General features: G+C 65.5%; 14 protein-coding genes. 7 read left to right on the top strand and 7 right to left on the bottom strand.

The features are described 5' to 3' along the window. Positions 1–2 precede the first annotated feature (2 nt). On the top strand, positions 3–1,172 hold the full coding sequence (locus AVE30378_RS07380; protein ID WP_165360114.1) for a CaiB/BaiF CoA transferase family protein: 1,170 nt from the start codon (positions 3–5) through the stop codon (positions 1,170–1,172). Positions 1,173–1,235: 63 nt separating this feature from the next. Here the strand turns inward: AVE30378_RS07380 and AVE30378_RS07375 are convergent, their stop codons facing one another. Beyond that, positions 1,236–2,018: an IclR family transcriptional regulator gene (locus tag AVE30378_RS07375; protein ID WP_129240124.1), complete on the bottom strand. Its 783-nt coding sequence runs from the start codon at positions 2,016–2,018 to the stop codon at positions 1,236–1,238. A 107-nt stretch (positions 2,019–2,125) separates the two neighbouring features. Here AVE30378_RS07375 and AVE30378_RS07370 point away from each other — a divergent pair, with 107 nt between their 5' ends. The 4 genes from AVE30378_RS07370 to AVE30378_RS07355 are packed head-to-tail and all read left to right on the top strand — an operon-like array spanning position 2,126 to position 6,105. Further along, positions 2,126–3,121, top strand: coding sequence for a Bug family tripartite tricarboxylate transporter substrate binding protein (locus tag AVE30378_RS07370; RefSeq protein ID WP_129240123.1), 996 nt, complete (start codon positions 2,126–2,128; stop codon positions 3,119–3,121). Between the two features lie 20 nt (positions 3,122–3,141). Further along, a complete protein-coding gene (locus tag AVE30378_RS07365) occupies positions 3,142–4,335 on the top strand; it encodes a CaiB/BaiF CoA transferase family protein (RefSeq protein WP_129240122.1) in 1,194 nt (397 codons plus the stop codon). Between the two features lie 23 nt (positions 4,336–4,358). After that, the gene (locus tag AVE30378_RS07360; protein ID WP_129240121.1) at positions 4,359–5,111 is read left to right on the top strand and encodes an enoyl-CoA hydratase/isomerase family protein; all 753 of its coding nucleotides are present in this window, start codon (positions 4,359–4,361) and stop codon (positions 5,109–5,111) included. A gap of 16 nt (positions 5,112–5,127) precedes the next feature. Beyond that, on the top strand, positions 5,128–6,105 hold the full coding sequence (locus tag AVE30378_RS07355) for a Bug family tripartite tricarboxylate transporter substrate binding protein (RefSeq protein WP_129240120.1): 978 nt from the start codon (positions 5,128–5,130) through the stop codon (positions 6,103–6,105). Between the two features lie 114 nt (positions 6,106–6,219). Here the strand turns inward: AVE30378_RS07355 and AVE30378_RS07350 are convergent, their stop codons facing one another. From AVE30378_RS07350 to AVE30378_RS07335, 4 genes are all read right to left on the bottom strand, one after another. Then, entirely contained in the window at positions 6,220–6,948 is a 729-nt protein-coding gene (locus tag AVE30378_RS07350) for a TetR/AcrR family transcriptional regulator (RefSeq protein ID WP_165360113.1), read from the bottom strand. A 92-nt stretch (positions 6,949–7,040) separates the two neighbouring features. Then, entirely contained in the window at positions 7,041–8,648 is a 1,608-nt protein-coding gene (locus AVE30378_RS07345) for an acyl-CoA carboxylase subunit beta (RefSeq protein WP_129240118.1), read from the bottom strand. Continuing rightward, positions 8,645–9,148, bottom strand: a complete 504-nt coding sequence (locus AVE30378_RS07340) for an acyl-CoA carboxylase biotin carboxyl carrier protein subunit (RefSeq protein ID WP_129240117.1) — start codon at positions 9,146–9,148, stop codon at positions 8,645–8,647. The genes AVE30378_RS07345 and AVE30378_RS07340 overlap by 4 nt, the downstream gene beginning before the upstream one ends. Further along, positions 9,148–10,632: an acetyl-CoA carboxylase biotin carboxylase subunit gene (locus AVE30378_RS07335; RefSeq protein WP_208742362.1), complete on the bottom strand. Its 1,485-nt coding sequence runs from the start codon at positions 10,630–10,632 to the stop codon at positions 9,148–9,150. The genes AVE30378_RS07340 and AVE30378_RS07335 overlap by 1 nt, the downstream gene beginning before the upstream one ends. 169 nt (positions 10,633–10,801) lie before the next feature. On the opposite strand from AVE30378_RS07335, the gene AVE30378_RS07330 reads away from it, so the two are divergent. Both AVE30378_RS07330 and AVE30378_RS07325 read left to right on the top strand, forming a co-directional pair. Next, the gene (locus tag AVE30378_RS07330; protein ID WP_129240116.1) at positions 10,802–12,013 is read left to right on the top strand and encodes an acyl-CoA dehydrogenase family protein; all 1,212 of its coding nucleotides are present in this window, start codon (positions 10,802–10,804) and stop codon (positions 12,011–12,013) included. A 55-nt stretch (positions 12,014–12,068) separates the two neighbouring features. Next, entirely contained in the window at positions 12,069–13,673 is a 1,605-nt protein-coding gene (locus tag AVE30378_RS07325) for an AMP-binding protein (RefSeq protein WP_129240115.1), read from the top strand. Positions 13,674–13,751: 78 nt separating this feature from the next. Here AVE30378_RS07325 and AVE30378_RS07320 read toward each other — a convergent pair whose 3' ends face one another. Further along, positions 13,752–14,525, bottom strand: a complete 774-nt coding sequence (locus AVE30378_RS07320; RefSeq protein ID WP_129240114.1) for an enoyl-CoA hydratase/isomerase family protein — start codon at positions 14,523–14,525, stop codon at positions 13,752–13,754. Position 14,526: 1 nt separating this feature from the next. Continuing rightward, positions 14,527–15,492 (bottom strand): Bug family tripartite tricarboxylate transporter substrate binding protein, encoded by a 966-nt coding sequence (locus AVE30378_RS07315; RefSeq protein ID WP_129240113.1) that lies wholly within the window; start codon positions 15,490–15,492, stop codon positions 14,527–14,529. Positions 15,493–15,498: the final 6 nt, after the last annotated feature.

The raw sequence follows: 15,498 nt of genomic DNA, 5'->3' as shown, positions 1-15,498 counted from the left end.
GCATGGGCAAGCTTCCGTTGGCTGGCGTGCGGGTGCTGGACCTGACCAGCGTCATCATGGGGCCTTACGCCACGCAGATGCTGGCCGAGTACGGCGCCGACGTGATCAAGCTGGAGTCGCCCGAGGGCGACATCATGCGCGAAATGGGACCGGCGCGCGAGCCGGGCATGGGGCCGGTGTTCCTGAACCTGAACCGGGGCAAGCGCAGCCTGTGCCTGGACCTGAAGGCGCCGGACTCGGCCGCCATTCTGCGCCAGGCGGTGGAATCGGCGGATGTGTTCATCACCAATATGCGGGCCAGGGCGCTGAAAAAGCTGGGCCTGGACTGGGCCGCGCTCAGTGGCTGCAACCCTGGGCTGGTGTACGTATTCCTGTCCGGCTTCGCCGAGGACGGGCCGGATGCGGGGCGGCCGGCCTACGACGATTTGATCCAGGGCATGGTGGCGCTGCCCGATCTGGTGGCGCGCGCCGGCGGCGGCCCGCCCAGTTACCTGCCGCTGAATCTGGCCGACAAGACCATGGGCCTGTTCGCCGCGCAGGCCGTGCTGGCCGCGATGCTGCAACGCGAACGCGGCGGGACGGGGCAGTACGTCGAAATTCCCATGTACGAGACCATGGCGTCGTTCGTGCTTGCTGACCATCTGGGCGCGGCCTCGTTCGAGCCGCCGCTCGGGCCGGCGGGCAATCCGCGCCTGCTGTCGCGCTACCGCCGGCCGTACAAGACGCTGGATGGCTGGATCAGCACCATCGTCTACACCGACAGGCATTGGGAGGCCTTTCTGAGGCTGGCGGGGGCGGGCCGCCTGTGGGAAGAGGACCCGCGCTTTCGCAGCATGGCCAGCCGCACGCGCCATATCGACGAGGTATATGCCTTCGTCGACGAGCAGATGGCCTTGCGGACCACCGATGCCTGGCTGGCGTTGCTCAAGGATGCGGACATTCCCGCGGCGCAGTCGCCGGACCTGGACACGCTGATCTCGCGGCTGGAGGCGTCCGGGCAGGGCGTGGTGCGCCGCTACCGGGACCAGGACGGCAACGAGTACCGTGGCCTGGCGCCGGCCGCGCGCTGGTCCAAGACACCGCCACAGGCAGGCGCGGCCGCGCCGCGGCTGGGCCAGCATACCGAAGAGATCCTGCGCGAATTGGCCCAACGGGCCGGACAGATGCGATAGCCGGACTCGGGGCCTCTAGCGGAATACGGCCTGTCTCGTTTCGGCCCGGCGCGATTGCTGCCCTCAATCCAGAAAGCTCTTCAGGCCGTCCAGTTCGCGCCGCAGCAGGCGCGCGGTTTCGGCCTGCCGCGCGATGGGCATGCGATCCGTGATGGCGCTCACGCTCATGGCCAGCACCGGCGTGCCGTCGGCGCGCGTCAGCGCGCAGCCGACTCCCAGGGCGCCGCTCACAGCGTAGTTCTGCATGACCGCGTAGCCGCGCTGGCGGGTATTGAGGCGCAGGCGGTCGATCATTTCGGCGCTGATGCCGCCGTACTCTTCCAGCCGCGGCGAATTGGCCTTCACGACCGCCCGGGCCTCGGCATCGGGCAGGGCGGATAGCAGCGCCATCCCCGCCGACCCTACGCCCAGCGGATGCCGCTTGCCCGCATGGCTGGCCAGGATCTGCATCGGATAGTCGCCGATCTCGCGGTGTATGCCGACGGATTCGGTGCCGTCGCGGCCGATGAGGAACACCGCGTCGCCCAGTTGCCGGGCCAGCCTGCGCATGCCTTCGATGGCGGCGACGATCAGGTCCTGGCTTACGTCGGGCGGCGTCCACAGGCTGGCTTGCATTCGGTCGGCGTCGTCGCCGGCGAAGAAGCGCTTGCCCGCCTTGTTCCGGCGCACCCAGCCGCTGGCCTCGAGCGCGAGAAACAGGCGCTGCACATTGACCCGGTCCAGGCCCGTGCGGGCCGCGACCTCGGTCGCGCCCAGCCCGGCCGGCGCCGAGGCCCTCAGCAGGCTGAGCACGTTAAGTCCCTTGAGCAAAGTGCGGGGAGTGGAAGAGGGCGGGTCGGTCTGCATGTCTGGGGGTGGTAGGCATTAGTGTGCGATATATGCACACATTCTATATGAATGTTGTGCATTTTCCGTACTATCCGATTCCACCTGATCGGACAACGGAGACAACCATGCAGGGATCGTGGAAGCACTGGCTGCGGCGGCCAGCATTGAACACCGGACTGGCGATTGCGCTGGGCGTTTGCGGATTCGCCGGCCATGCCCGCGCGGCCTATCCCGAGCGCGCCGTGACGCTGCAAGTGGGCTTCGCCGCCGGCGGGCCCACCGACGCCATGGCGCGCATGATCGCCACGGAGATCGGCGCGGAGCTGAAGCAATCGGTCGTGGTGGAAAACAAGCCGGGCGCGGGCAGCAATATCGCCGCCTCGCAGGTCGCCCGCGCCAAGCCGGACGGCTACACCCTGCTGATGGTCGCCGTCACCAGCGCCATCAACCAGACCCTCTACGACAAGCCGGGCTTCAATCTCGCCACCGACTTCGCGCCCGTGGGCCTGGTCGGGAAAATCCCCAGCGTGCTGGTGGTGAACCCGAAACTGCCCGTGCACAGCGTGCAGGAACTGGTGGCCTATGCGAAAGCCCATCCCGACACGCTGACTTTCGGTTCGTCGGGCAACGGCACCTCCATCCATATCGCCGGCGAGATGTTCAAGCGCGCCGCCGGCATCGACGTCACCCACGTGCCGTACCGCGGCAGCGCGCCGGCGGGCGTGGCGGTCATGGCGGGCCAGGTCTCTTATATGTTCGACAACGTGCCGACCGTGTGGCCCTTCGTGCAGACCGATCGCATGCGCGCGCTGGCGGTGACGACCAAGGAACGCATTGCCTCGGCGCCCCAGTTGCCCACCATGGCCGAGTCGGGCTTCCCGGATTTCGACGTGTCGTCCTGGTACGGATTGATCGCGCCCGCCCAGACGCCGCCGGAGGTGATCCGCGTGCTGGACCAAGCCTTGCAGAAGGTGCTGGCGCGCGCCGACTTCCAGGAGCGCATGAAGGGTCTGGGCGTCATCCTGCAACCGGGCACGCCCGAATCCTTTGGCACGTTCATGAAGTCGGAAGTCGAGCGTTGGGCGCCCATCGTCAAGGCTTCCGGCGCCAGCAACGAATGAACGGCGAGGCTGCAAAGAAGATGTCCTGCGCAATCAGCAAGTCGGCCCTGAGCGGGGTCGTGGTCCTGGATGTGTCGCGCGTGCTGGCCGGCCCGTTCGCCGCCCAGATGCTCGGCGATCACGGCGCCGAAGTCATCAAGCTGGAATCCTACGACGGCGATGACACGCGGGGATACGGACCGCCGTTCGTCGATGGCGACGCGCCTTACTACGTCGGCCTGAACCGCAACAAGCAGGACCTGGCCGTGGATCTCTCGGCGCCGGCCGGGCGCGAAGTCCTGTTCAAGCTGCTCGAGCGGGTCGATGTGCTGGTGGAGAACTTCAAGCTCAGCACCTGGCGCAAATGGGGCGTCGACGATCCGGCGGCATTGACGCGCCGTTTCCCGCGGCTGATCCATTGCCGGGTTTCGGGCTTCGGCGAAACCGGGCAACTGGGCGGTTTGCCTGGCTACGACGCCGCCGTGCAGGCGCTGTCCGGCCTGATGTCGATCAATGGCGATCCGGCGCTGGATCCCGTGCGCATCGGTATTCCGCTGGTCGATACGTCCACCGGCATGAACGCCGTCATCGGCGTCCTGCTGGCCCTGTACGAGCGCGAGAAATCCGGCCAGGGGCAGTCGATAGAGGTGACCCTGTTCGATACCGCGCTGGGCATGCTGCACCCGCATACCTCCAACGCGCTCAATGGCGGCAAGTCGGCGCGCACCGGCAACGGGCATCCCAACATCGTGCCCTATGACCTATATCCGACCCGCAGCGAGAAACTGTTCGTGGCCGTGGGCAACGATCGGCAGTTCGCGCGCCTGTGCGAAGTGATAGGCAAGCCAGAACTCGCCACCGATGAACGTTTTCGCAGGAACAGCGACCGTGTGGTGAACCGGGATGCCCTGCGCAAGGAATTGGCCGGGCAATTGGCCGGGTTCGACGGTCAGCAGCTATTCCAGCAGTTGATGGCCTTGGGCGTGCCCTGCGCGCCCATGCTGAGCGTGGAGCAGGCGCTGGCCATGGAGCACACCGCTACCCGGCAGATGTCGGCGTCCATCGGCCAATACCGCGTCACGGGCATCCCGATCAAGCTGGAGCGCACGCCCGGCGCGCTGCGTCTGCCGCCGCCGGCCATCGGCCAGCACAGCCAGGAAGTCATGCAGCGCTTCGGCTTCAGCGACGCGGAGATCCACGCCGCGATCGAGGCCGGCGCGGTGCGCCAGGCCTGAGAAAAATAGACAAGGAGACCGCAATGATCAAGATAGAAGAGTTCGACCGCCTGGCGGTGGTCACTTACGACCGCGGCGAACGCCGCAACGCATTGTCCCTGCAGGCCATGAATGAACTCATCGACGTGGCGCACCGCTATGCGTCGCGCGTCGACATTACGGCCGTCGTGCTGGCGGGCAGCGCCCAGGGCTTCTCCGCAGGCGTCGATCTGAAAGACCCGCAGCGCTGGGCCATCGAGGAGAAATCGCTGGACGAGCGCCGCTATCTGGCCTCCACCGGGGCCCGCATGTGCAAGGCCTGGGAGGGCCTGCCGCAGCTAACCATCGCCGCCATCGAGGGTTTCAACGTCGGCGGCGGCATTGCGCTGACGCTGGCTTGCGACTGGCGCGTCATGGCGGACAACGCCTTCCTCTTCGTGCCGGAAGTGCAGATCGGCATTCCGCTGGTATGGCATACGGTGCCGCGCCTGGTGAACATGGTGGGCGCTTCGCGCGCCAAGCAGATCATGCTGCTGGGCGAGCGGATGCCTGCCGCCACGGCCCTGGAATGGGGGTTGGCCGACTGGTTGGCTCCGGCGGGGACGGCCGTCGAGCGCGCCACGGCGCTGGCCGGCCAGGTGGCGAAATCGCCGTCGCACGTGGTCAAGATGAGCAAGGAAAGCGTCAACGCCCATGCCCATGCCCTGAACTTCGTCAGCACCTATATGGACGTGGACCAGGCGCTGGTGTGCGGCCAGAGCGCGGAAGCGCGCCAGGCGCGCGAAAAATTCATGTGACGCCGGGGAGACAGCCATGTTCAAGAAAAGCCTGATGGCGCTGCTTCCGGCCGCGCTGCTCTGCCATGCCGGCGCGGCGCGCGCGCAATGGCCCGAACGGCCCATTACCTGGATCGTGCCCTTTTCCGCGGGCGGGCCCATGGACATCGTGTCCCGGCCGGTCGCCAAGAAAATGGGAGATATCCTGGGCCAGACGGTCATCGTCGAGAACCGCACGGGCGCCGGCGGCGCCTTGGGCGCCGACTACGTCGCGCGCGCCAAGCCGGACGGTTACGTCATCGGTATCGGCAGCGTGGGCACGCAGACCATCGTGCCCAATGTCGCCAAGTCGGCCAAGTACGACCCGATAGACTCCTTCTCCAACATCGGCCTGCTGGGCCGCTACACCAATGTCCTGCTGGTCGGCTCGCAATCGCCCATCGTCTCCGTCGCAGGCCTGGTCTCGCAGGCGCGGCAGCCCGGCGCCAACGTCACCTTCGGCTCGGCCGGCTACGGTTCGTCCAACCATCTTTCGGGCGAACTGCTGCGCGCGCTGACCGGCGCGGCGATGACGCATATTCCCTATCGCGGCAGCGCGCCCGCCCTGACGGACCTGCTGGCCGGCAATACCACCTTCATGTTCGACACGTTCAACACCGCGATGTCGCGCATCCAGGCGGGCAACTTGCGCCCCTTGGCCGTCACCAGCCCCAGGCGTTCGCCCTTCCTGCCCGACGTGCCGACCATGGACGAGGCCGGCATCGGCGGCTATGCGGCCGCCGGCGGCGAGTTGTGGTGGGGCGTGGTCGGCCCCGCCGGCATTCCCCAGCCCGTCATGGACCGTTTGAACGCCGCCCTGCGCGAAGCGCTGGCCGCGCCGGACGTGCAGCGCCAGCTCAAGGATCAGTATGTCGAGATCTGGAGCAGCACGCCGCAGGAATTCAGCGCCGTGGTCCGTTCCAGCTACCAGAGCTGGAACAAGCTGGTGAAGGAGGCGAAGATCGAGGCGGAATAGGCCTGCGGATCCAGCGCCGTGAGAGGCTCTGGGTCCGGTCGTTGTCCGTGCGTCATGGCGAGCGCCCCGCATGCATGGGATTCGGGCATGCAGGCGCCGTTCAAGCAGCGAGAATTACGCGGTTTTTCCTCTTTCCGCCGCCGCGAACAGGGACTCCAGCCGCGACAAGCGCGCCTCGACTCCCGTTTCCGGCGTAGTGGCTTGAAGGCCATGCAGCATCAGGTTCGTATAGCTTTCCGTCACGGCATCGACGTTGACGCTCTGGTTGCCGAAAAGTACCGGCCACATCAGATGCTCAAGCCCGCCATACAGCATGGCCCGGGCAGCCTCGGTGTCCACGCCTGCGGCAAGCTCTCCGTCTTTCACGGCGTCCATGAGCGCCAGTTGGGCGAATTGGGTGTAGCGCACCTGAAGCGCATGCAGGCCCGAGCCGGCATAGTCAGGCCCCGTGCGCACTTCATGCAGGACGAGGCGGGCCAGGCCGGGCGTTTCCGCATAGACGCGCACGTGCCGCCAGATGATGAAGCGCAGCCGCGCGCGCAAGCCCTGAAGGCGCGAGAATCCCTCTTCGACGTCGCGGATCAAGGGTTCATACATTTCGCTCAGCACTTCGTGCAGGAGATCGCGCTTGGTCGGGAAGTAGCGGAAGATCAGCCCTTCGGCAATTCCGGCGCGGTGGGCGATTTCGCTTACGGCGGCCTTTTGGAAGCCTTTTTCTATGAAAACCTGCCGCGCCGCCGCGAGGATCTCGCCGGCACGCTTTTGGCGCTTTTCTGAAAGAGGCGCCGGAGCATGGTTGCCGGTTGTCTTCGTGTCGGCGGCTGTACTGGAGCTGGTTTTCATGATGGCTGATGCGTGGGCTTGCCGTTTCCGTAGGCCTTCCGGGCGCAGGCGGCGCAGGACCTGCCGATATCGACTGCGGCGGGCTCGGCCGCTCAGATGCGGAACACGCCGTAGCTTGGGGGGGCTATAGGTTGATTGAGCGCGGCGCTCAAGGCGATGCCCAGGGCGTTGCGTGTATCTGTCGGGTCGATTATGCCATCGTCCCATAGGCGCGACGTCGAATACAGCGCGCTCGATTGGCGGCGGTAGTCCTCCAGCACGGGATCGCGGATGGCCGCCAGTTGTTCCGGCGAGAGTTTTTCCCCATTGCGCGCGAGTTGCCGCAGCTTCACGTCGGCGAGCACGTTGGCCGCCTGCTCCGCGCCCATGACCGAGATCTGGCTCTGCGGCCACATGAAGAGGAAGCGGGGGTCGAAGGCGCGTCCCGACATGCCGTAGTTGCCCGCCCCGAACGAGCCGTTGCAGACGACGGTGAACTTGGGCACCTCGGAACCCGCCACGGCCATGATCATCTTGGCCCCGTCCTTGGTGATTCCGCGCCGTTCATAGTCGCGCCCGACCATGAAGCCGGTGATGTTCTGCAGGAAGATCAGCGGCGTGCGGTTCTGGTTGCACAGCGCTATGAAGTGGCACCCCTTTTGGGCGCTTTCGTTGAAAAGCACGCCGTTATTGGCCAGGATGCCGACCTTGTAGCCCCACAGATGGGCGAAGCCGCACAGCAGCGTCGGGCCGTAGGCGGGCTGGTACTCATGGAAGCGGCTGGCGTCCACCAGGCGCGCGATGACCTCGCGCATATCGAACTGCACCTTGATGTCCCGCGGCACGATGCCATACAGTTCCCGGGGGTCGTAGTATGGCGCCTCGGGCTCCTGCCATTCCACTTGCGCCTTCCGCGGCCGCTGCCATTGCGCCACGACGTCCCGGGCGATGGCGATGGCCTCGTACTCGTTGCCGGCGGGATAGTCGGCCGTCCCCGACAGGCGCGTATGCACGTCGCATCCGCCCAGATCCTCGGCGCTCACCTCTTCGCCGGTGGCGGCCTTCACCAATGGCGGCCCGCCGAGGAAGATGGCGCCGTTCCCCCGCACAATCACGCTGTAGTCCGACAGCGCGGGCACGTACGCGCCGCCGGCGGTGCAATGCCCGAGCACGATGGCGACTTGGGGAACCCCCATCTTCGAGAGGATCGACTGGTTTCGGAAGATGCGCCCGGCGAAGTGGCGATCGGCAAAAAGTTCAGCCTGCAGGGGCAGAAAGCCTCCGGCGCTGTCGCACAGGTGGACCATGGGCAGGCGGTTCTCGACGGCAATATCGGTCGCGCGCACGATCTTCTTGACCGACAGCGGGTACCAGGCCCCGCCTTTCACGCTTGCATCGGAAGCATTGATCATTACCTCGCGCCCACTGACGATTCCGATGCCGGTGACTACGCCGGCGCCGGGCACCTCTCCGTCATACTCCATGTTGCCTGCCAGGGTGGACAGTTCGAGGAACGGCGTGCCTGGATCCAGCAATTGCCTGAGGCGATCCCGCACGAACAGCTTATTCTGGCGGGCCAGGCGCTGCATGTCGCGCTCGGGACGCTGGTGGCGAACGGCATCCTGGTGTTGCCGCAGCGCCGCGGCCAGCCCCAGGTTGTGTTCACGGTTGGCCAGAAAATCTGCCGAGCGCGTGTTCAGCGCGGATTCGATGCGGTTCATTCCGAGGCGCTCCTGTCCAGAGTGATAAGCAAGGCGTCTTTGTCGATGAGCTGTCCGACGTCGACGTGCAGGCGCTGCACCGCGCCATCGCAGGCGGCATTGATGGTGGTTTCCATCTTCATGCTCTCTATCACCATCAACGCGTCGCCCCGGCGCACCCGCTGGCCGACTTCCACGGAAACGGCGATGATCGACCCCGGCATGGGGGCCCGCGTCACGGCGTCTCCCTCGTCCGCGGGATCACCGGCAAAACGCTTGAGGTTATGGACGTAGCGCAGGAGGTGGCTTTCTCCATTCAGGTGCACATGCACTTCATCGCCCCGCCTTGCGATGAGGACGCGGTAACTGTCGCCATCGATGACCAGTTCGTGAGCATGTCCGCCGCGCTCCAGTAGATCCACGGGAATTTGCCGGCCGCCGGCATGCAGGCAATAGCCCTCGCGAGAGCGGCCGAGCCAGAGTTCGTGTGCTTCGCCGTCCAGAAGAAATGCGTGCAACATCAGTTTCTCCAGTCGCCCATGTCGGCATACAACGCCGGCACGGCGTCGGCGGCATCGCGCACCGGGCGCGTCGCCAGCGCCGCGGCGGCCAGCAGCCGGTGCAGTGTTTCGTCGGATAGCGGCGGCTGCGCGGCGACCTCGGGGTGCGCATCCAGAAAACCCGTGTGGATCTCGCCCGCCAAAAAGGCCGGGTGGGACAGCAGCCTCCGCAGGAAGCCTGTGTTGGTCTTGCATCCCAGCAGCGCATAGTCGTCCAGGGCGCGCCGGGCCAGCGCAATGGCTTCGCCACGCGTGGCGGCGCTGACGATCAGCTTGGCCAGCATGGGGTCGAAGGCGGCGGTGATCTCTTGTCCGGCGGCGATGCCTGAATCGATCCGGATGCCCGCGGCGCGCGGCTCGCGCAGCGCCAGCACCGGCCCGGTGGTGGGGAGATAGCCGCGCGACGGATCCTCGGCATAGATGCGGAACTCGAATGCGTGGCCGCGAGGCCGCAGCGTTTCCTGCGAGAAGGCCAGCTTTTCGCCTGCCGCCACGCGCAACTGGTGTTCCACCAGGTCGATGCCCAGTATCTCCTCTGTGACGGGATGTTCGACCTGAAGCCGCGTATTCATCTCCAGGAAGTAGAACTCGCCATTGCCATAGATGAACTCGACCGTCCCCGCGTTGCAGTAGCCCGCGCGCCGGGCGATGCCCGCGGCAGTGGCGCAGATGTCATCGCGCACCTGTGGCGACAGAGCCGGTGACGGCGACTCTTCCACGATTTTCTGGAAGCGCCGCTGCACCGAGCATTCGCGCTCGAACAGATGGACGACAGTGCCATGATCGTCGCCGAACACCTGCACTTCGATATGCCGGGGGTTTTCGATGAAGCGCTCGACGTACAGCCGGCCATCGCCAAAGTAACGTTGCCCTTCGCTGCGCGCGCGGTCCAGTTCGGCACGCAGCCCTGCCGCTTCGCGCACGATGCGCATGCCTTTTCCTCCCCCGCCGGCGGCCGGTTTGATGAGCAGCGGAAAGCCGACGGCCGCCGCGCGTTCGGCGAAGCTGGCAGGATCGTCGTCCTCGATCGCGGAAGGCGCGACGGGGAAGCCGCCCTGGGCGACGAATGCGCGGGCGCGCACCTTGTCTCCCATCAGTTCGATCGCCTCGGCGGAGGGGCCCACGAACACCAAACCCGCCTGTCGGCACTGGCGCGCGAACGACGGATTTTCCGAGAGAAAGCCGTAGCCCGGATGGATGGCGCCAGACCCGGCGCGGCGCGCCGCCTCCAGTATCTGCGTGCCGTCGAGATAGGCCGCCACCGGAGTCGCTCCGGTGATCTCGATGGCGGTGTCCGCCAGGCGCACCGCGGGAGTGTCCGCATCGACGGCGTGATGCACCACGACGGCCCGCAGGCCAAGGCGTTGCACCGTGCGCACGATGCGTGCAGCGATCTCGCCTCGATTCGCGATCAGCACCGATTGGAAAGGCCAGTTGGTTTGCACCTGCGCTCCAGTTCATGTTGACGATCATGCAGATTATTGAGCGGTACTCACTTTTCTTTAAGCCAGTGTTTTCCCTATGTGGAAAAATCCTGGCGTGAAGATAATATGAGCGTCACTCAAATTGTAGATACCGTCAATCGGGGTCGTGTTGCCTAAAGGTGGAGTGACCATGTCCGAAGGTGGCTTGCATATCGAACAACGTTCCACGCCTCAGCTATTCGCTGGTCTGTCGGACGATGAAATGGAGGTGCTCGCGCAGGCGGATCGCTTCGCGCGCGCCGAGCTGTATCCCCTGGCGCAACGGATGGATGACGAAGAATGGTGGCCGGCCGGCATCTTCGAGCGGATCGGCGCCAACGGTTACTTCGGCATCACGGCGCCAGAGGCGCTGGGGGGGACGGGCCTGAACCTCTTCACCAGCGGCCTGGTGCTCCAGGCCTTCGCCCGTTGGAACCATGCCTTGGCACTGGCATGGGTTGCGCACGAAAACCTGTGCCTGCACAACATTCTGCGCAACGCGAACGATGAGCAGAAAGCACGGTTCGTGCCCGGCTTGTCGAGCGGGAAGCTGGTGGGCGCATTGGGCTTGACCGAACCGGGCGCGGGGTCGGACGCGCTGGGCTCCATGCGCACCACGGCACGCCGGGTGGGCGACCACTATGTGCTGGATGGAACAAAGATCTTCATCACCAATGGCCCCGTGGCGGACGTCTTGCTGGTCTATGCCAAGACCGATCGCGATCTTGGGGCGCAGGGCATCTCCGCGTTTCTTGTGGAAAAGGGCATGCCAGGCTTTCGCGTCGCGCAAAAGCTCGTGAAGATGGGGTTTCGCGGAAGCCAGACCGGCGAACTCGTGTTCGACGGCTGCCGTGTGCCCGTGGCGAATCTGATGGGCGAGGAGAACGCGGGGGTCAAGGTGGTCATGAGCGGCCTGGACTTCGAGCGGGCGATGATCGCGCCGTTGTGCCTGGGCATTGCCGAGCGGGCGCTCGAGCTGAGCATCGACTACGCGCGGGCGCGCCAGCAGTTCGGCAAGCCGATAGCCAGTTTTCAGATGGTGCAGGACAAGATCGCCTCCATGTATACCCAGGTGGAGGCCATGCGGGTGTTCACTTATCAGACCTTGCGCGCGGCCAGCGCGCTGGAAAATGGGGATGCCGGGCGCGGCGAAATCCACAAGCTGACCGCCGCCGCGGTGATGTTCGCGGCCAACGGCATGCATGGCGTACTGGACGAGGCGGTTCAGGTGCATGGTGGCACCGGCTACATCTGGGAGTCGGAAATCAACCGTCTCTACCGCGCCATCAAGCTGCTGGAAATAGGCGCGGGCACGACCGAAGTGCGCAAACTCATCATCAGCGGCGAGCTGCTCAAAGGGTGACCAGGCCCAGGGACTGAGTCCTGGAACCGATATTCCGACGGAAAGGGAGGCGGGCATGACACAACACGCGGACGGGGATTTTGTAAGGCGCATCAACGTAGGGGACCTGCTCACGCGCAGCGCGGCCAGGGCGCCTGGGAGCGGTGCGGTGATCGACGGCGAGCGCCGCTACAGCTACGCCTTGTTGGAGGCATGGAGCAACCAGCTTGCGCATGGCCTGCTTGCCCGCGGCTACAAGGTGGGCGATGCGCTGGCGCTCATGTCGGGAAACAGCGCCGAGTTTCTGGCGACCTATTTCGCGTGCGCCAAGATCGGCGTCGTGTGCGTGCCTATCAACCTGTTGTGGCGACACGGCGAATTGGCCTATGTGTTGCAGCATGCCGGCGTGCGCGGCGCGGTCGTCACCGCGCGAATGCTGGAACAGTTCCTGACGGGCTTGGAATCCGGCCAGGCGCTGCGCGACGTGTTCGTGATCGATGAGGGCGAGGGCGCGCAAGCCGATCTGCCCCAATCGCTGGCGCGCATTTCCTTCGCGCAGCTATCGGCTGGCCAGGCGTCGGACGTCCCATCGGTCGCCGTTCCCGATCGCGCGTCGTTATCCTATCTGTATACCAGTGGCACCACCTCCGCGCCAAAGGGGGTGGTCGGCAGCCATCTGGCGATTTATCTGGAATCGTTGGGCACGGCCATCGACACCGAGCTGAGCTGCCGCGACCGGGTGCTGGCCTTGATGCCCATGTTCCACACCGCGCAGTTGAACGCCATCTGCACGCCGGCCGTCGCGGTAGGCGCGTGCGTCGTGATCATGCAGGGTTTCGAGGCGCAATCGTTGCTGGATCTGGTTGTGCGGGAGCGGCTGACGGTATTGTTTGCCCTTCCCATGATGTACCGGGCGCTGGTGGAGGCCCAGCAGGCCCGCGCGCGAGATGTCGGCAGCCTGCGACTGGCCGTCTATGCCATGGCGCCGATGCCGGATCATGAGCTGCGCGCCGCCATCGACACCTTCGGCTGCGGCTTCTCGCTCATGTTTGGCCAGACGGAAATGAGTCCCGTGGCCACCTTCTTCCGGCCCGAGCACCAGCTCAGCCATCCCGGCGCGGTGGGAACGCCGGGCATCAATGTCCAGGTCGGCATCATCGACGAGACGGGAAGGCTCCTGCCGCAGGGCGAGGCCGGCGAGATCGTCTACCGGAGTCCCCAGGCGCTGAGCGGCTATCTGCGTGACCAGGACGCCACCGATACCGTTTTCCGGCATGGCTGGTTCCATTCGGGCGATGCCGGCTACTTCGATGCGGATGGCGTGCTCTGGTTCAAGGACCGCTTCAAGGACGTGATCAAGAGCGGAGGCGAGAACATCGCCTCCATCGAAGTGGAAAAGGCCTTGTATGCAAGCGATCCGGATATCGCGGAAGTGGTCGTGGTCGGCCTGCCCCATGAGCGCTGGACCGAGGCGGTGACCGCGATCGTGCTGCTGCGCCCGGGCAAGAGCCTCGACGAGGCCGCGCTGATGCAGCAACTGCGCGAGCGCCTGAGCCCCTTCAAGTGTCCCAAGTCGTTCATCGTGGTCGACGCCATGCCCAAGACGGCGACGGGGAAGATCCAGAAGGCCGTTCTCCGCCGCGCCTATGCGGACCACTACGCATCCGAAAGCCGGCGTTAGTCCGCCCTTCGGGCGCTGTCCCGGAAGACAGGCCAATCAGCACGCCGCCAGCGGCGGCGCGCATCCGCGCGGGCTTTTCTACCTTCCCAAGAAAACGGGTTGGCGTTTTTCCAGGAATGCCCGCGCGCCTTCTTTTCTATCCGCGCTGTCGTAGGGATTCGGCCCTACCGAAAGACGCAGGGCGGCGGATATGGGCAGGCCGACGCTCTTGGACGCCACGGCCTTCATGCGCTGCACCGAGAGCGGCGCATTGGCGGCGATTTTCCGGGCCAACTGTAATGTCTGCCCGATGAGATCGTCCGGCTCGAAGACGTGGTTGATCAAGCCGAGCCGGTAAGCGTCCGCGGCGGTAAGCAGTTCTCCGCTGAAAAGCGCCTCCAGCGCGGCGCCTCTGGGAATGAGAAGGGGCAGAACGACACTGCCGAAGTTGGCCCCCATTCCAACCTTGGCTTCCGGCAAGCCGATCCTGGCGGTCGAGGCGGCCACGCGGATATCGCAGGCCAGGGCAAGTTCGCAGCCTCCCCCGGCGGCAACACCGTTGATTGCCGCTATCGTGGGCTTGGACATTTCCAGCACGACCTCATTGAGGTTCCGGTTTGCGCCGCCCATCGGGTGCGCCATGCTGCCTTCCGCATCCAGCTCTTTCAGATCGACGCCGGCGGAGAAGGCGCGCGTTCCCGCTCCGCTGTACACCACCACCCTGACGGAAGGATCCAGATCCAGCGACAGCGATACGTCTATCAGCCGCCGGAACGTCGACTTTGCCAAGGCGTTCATCCGGTGGGCGCGGTCGATGGTGACCCAGGCCACATGCTCTTCGATGCGGACGCCGATATCCTCAACATTCGCCATGTCAGTTCACCGGTTGGATGTTCGCGCGTTTGATCACGTCGAGCCAGGTGCGGCGCTCGCTCTCGGCGAATTGGGAGAATTGGTCCGCGGTCATGTCGTTCGGCGTGACGCTCAGCGCTTCCATGCGTTTGTGGGCGGCCGGCGTGGAGGAGGCTTCCCGCATGGCTTTGTTGAAGGCGTCCACGACTTCGGCGGGCGTGTCCTTGGGCGCCCATACGCCGTACCAGGCGGTCACGTCGAATCCGGGCAGGCCCATTTCGGCGATGGTCGGCACGTCCGGCAGTTCTTTCATGCGTTCTTTGGTGGAAACGGCCAAGGCCCGCAGTTGGCCGCCGCGGATCTGCTGCATCACGCTGGCGGCCGTGGAGTACAGGAGATCGACGTGGCCGCCGATGACGTTCGTCAGGGCGGGGGCGGTGCCGCTGAAAGGGATGTGCGTCATCTTGAGGTTGGCCTGGATGGCGACGCGCTCGCCCGTCAGGTGGGGCAGGGAGCCCTGAGCGCCGGACGCGAACGTGACGGTCTTGGTCTTTCCTGCCGCCAGTACGTCTTCGAAGCTCCGGTAGGCCGAGTCCCGGCCGGTGACCAGGATGATGGGCGCGGAGCCCAACACGCCCACCGGGCGGAAATCCTTCATGGGGTCGAATGGCAAGCGCGTCAGCATGCCGTCATACATGACGTGCTGCGACGTATTGGCCAGTAAGGTATAGCCGTCGGCCGCGCTGGTCGCGACGATGCGCGCGCCGATCGTCCCCGCGGCGCCGGGTTTCTGTTCGATGACAATGGGCTGGCCAAGCAGGGTGCCGACGTCGTCGATGATCAGCCGGGCGAATGTCTCGGTCGTGCCGCCGGCCTGATAGGGCGAGATCAGCACGACGGGCCGGGCGGGATACTTGGCCTGGGCGGCAAGGACCGGACATAGGCTGGCAAGCACAAGTGCGCCCAGAACGGCGATGCGTTTGAACATGGTTGT

It is taken from the genome of Achromobacter veterisilvae, from assembly GCF_900496975.1.
Taxonomy (GTDB): domain Bacteria; phylum Pseudomonadota; class Gammaproteobacteria; order Burkholderiales; family Burkholderiaceae_B; genus Achromobacter; species Achromobacter veterisilvae.
Note: the sequence above shows the minus strand (reverse complement) of the source record. Positions and strands in the feature narration are given on the sequence as shown.

Bases quoted from the DNA above. Each gene is read 5' to 3' on its own strand.
- AVE30378_RS07370 (WP_129240123.1), top strand. From the start codon at position 2,126: ATGCAGGGATCGTGGAAGCACTGGCTGCGGCGGCCAGCATTGAACACC.
- AVE30378_RS07350 (WP_165360113.1), bottom strand. From the start codon at position 6,948: ATGAAAACCAGCTCCAGTACAGCCGCCGACACGAAGACAACCGGCAAC.
- AVE30378_RS07315 (WP_129240113.1), bottom strand. From the start codon at position 15,492: ATGTTCAAACGCATCGCCGTTCTGGGCGCACTTGTGCTTGCCAGCCTA.
- AVE30378_RS07340 (WP_129240117.1), bottom strand. From the start codon at position 9,148: ATGTTGCACGCATTTCTTCTGGACGGCGAAGCACACGAACTCTGGCTC.
- AVE30378_RS07380 (WP_165360114.1), top strand. From the start codon at position 3: ATGGGCAAGCTTCCGTTGGCTGGCGTGCGGGTGCTGGACCTGACCAGC.
- AVE30378_RS07330 (WP_129240116.1), top strand. From the start codon at position 10,802: ATGTCCGAAGGTGGCTTGCATATCGAACAACGTTCCACGCCTCAGCTA.
- AVE30378_RS07360 (WP_129240121.1), top strand. From the start codon at position 4,359: ATGATCAAGATAGAAGAGTTCGACCGCCTGGCGGTGGTCACTTACGAC.
- AVE30378_RS07355 (WP_129240120.1), top strand. From the start codon at position 5,128: ATGTTCAAGAAAAGCCTGATGGCGCTGCTTCCGGCCGCGCTGCTCTGC.
- AVE30378_RS07365 (WP_129240122.1), top strand. From the start codon at position 3,142: ATGTCCTGCGCAATCAGCAAGTCGGCCCTGAGCGGGGTCGTGGTCCTG.
- AVE30378_RS07320 (WP_129240114.1), bottom strand. From the start codon at position 14,525: ATGGCGAATGTTGAGGATATCGGCGTCCGCATCGAAGAGCATGTGGCC.
- AVE30378_RS07345 (WP_129240118.1), bottom strand. From the start codon at position 8,648: ATGAACCGCATCGAATCCGCGCTGAACACGCGCTCGGCAGATTTTCTG.
- AVE30378_RS07325 (WP_129240115.1), top strand. From the start codon at position 12,069: ATGACACAACACGCGGACGGGGATTTTGTAAGGCGCATCAACGTAGGG.
- AVE30378_RS07375 (WP_129240124.1), bottom strand. From the start codon at position 2,018: ATGCAGACCGACCCGCCCTCTTCCACTCCCCGCACTTTGCTCAAGGGA.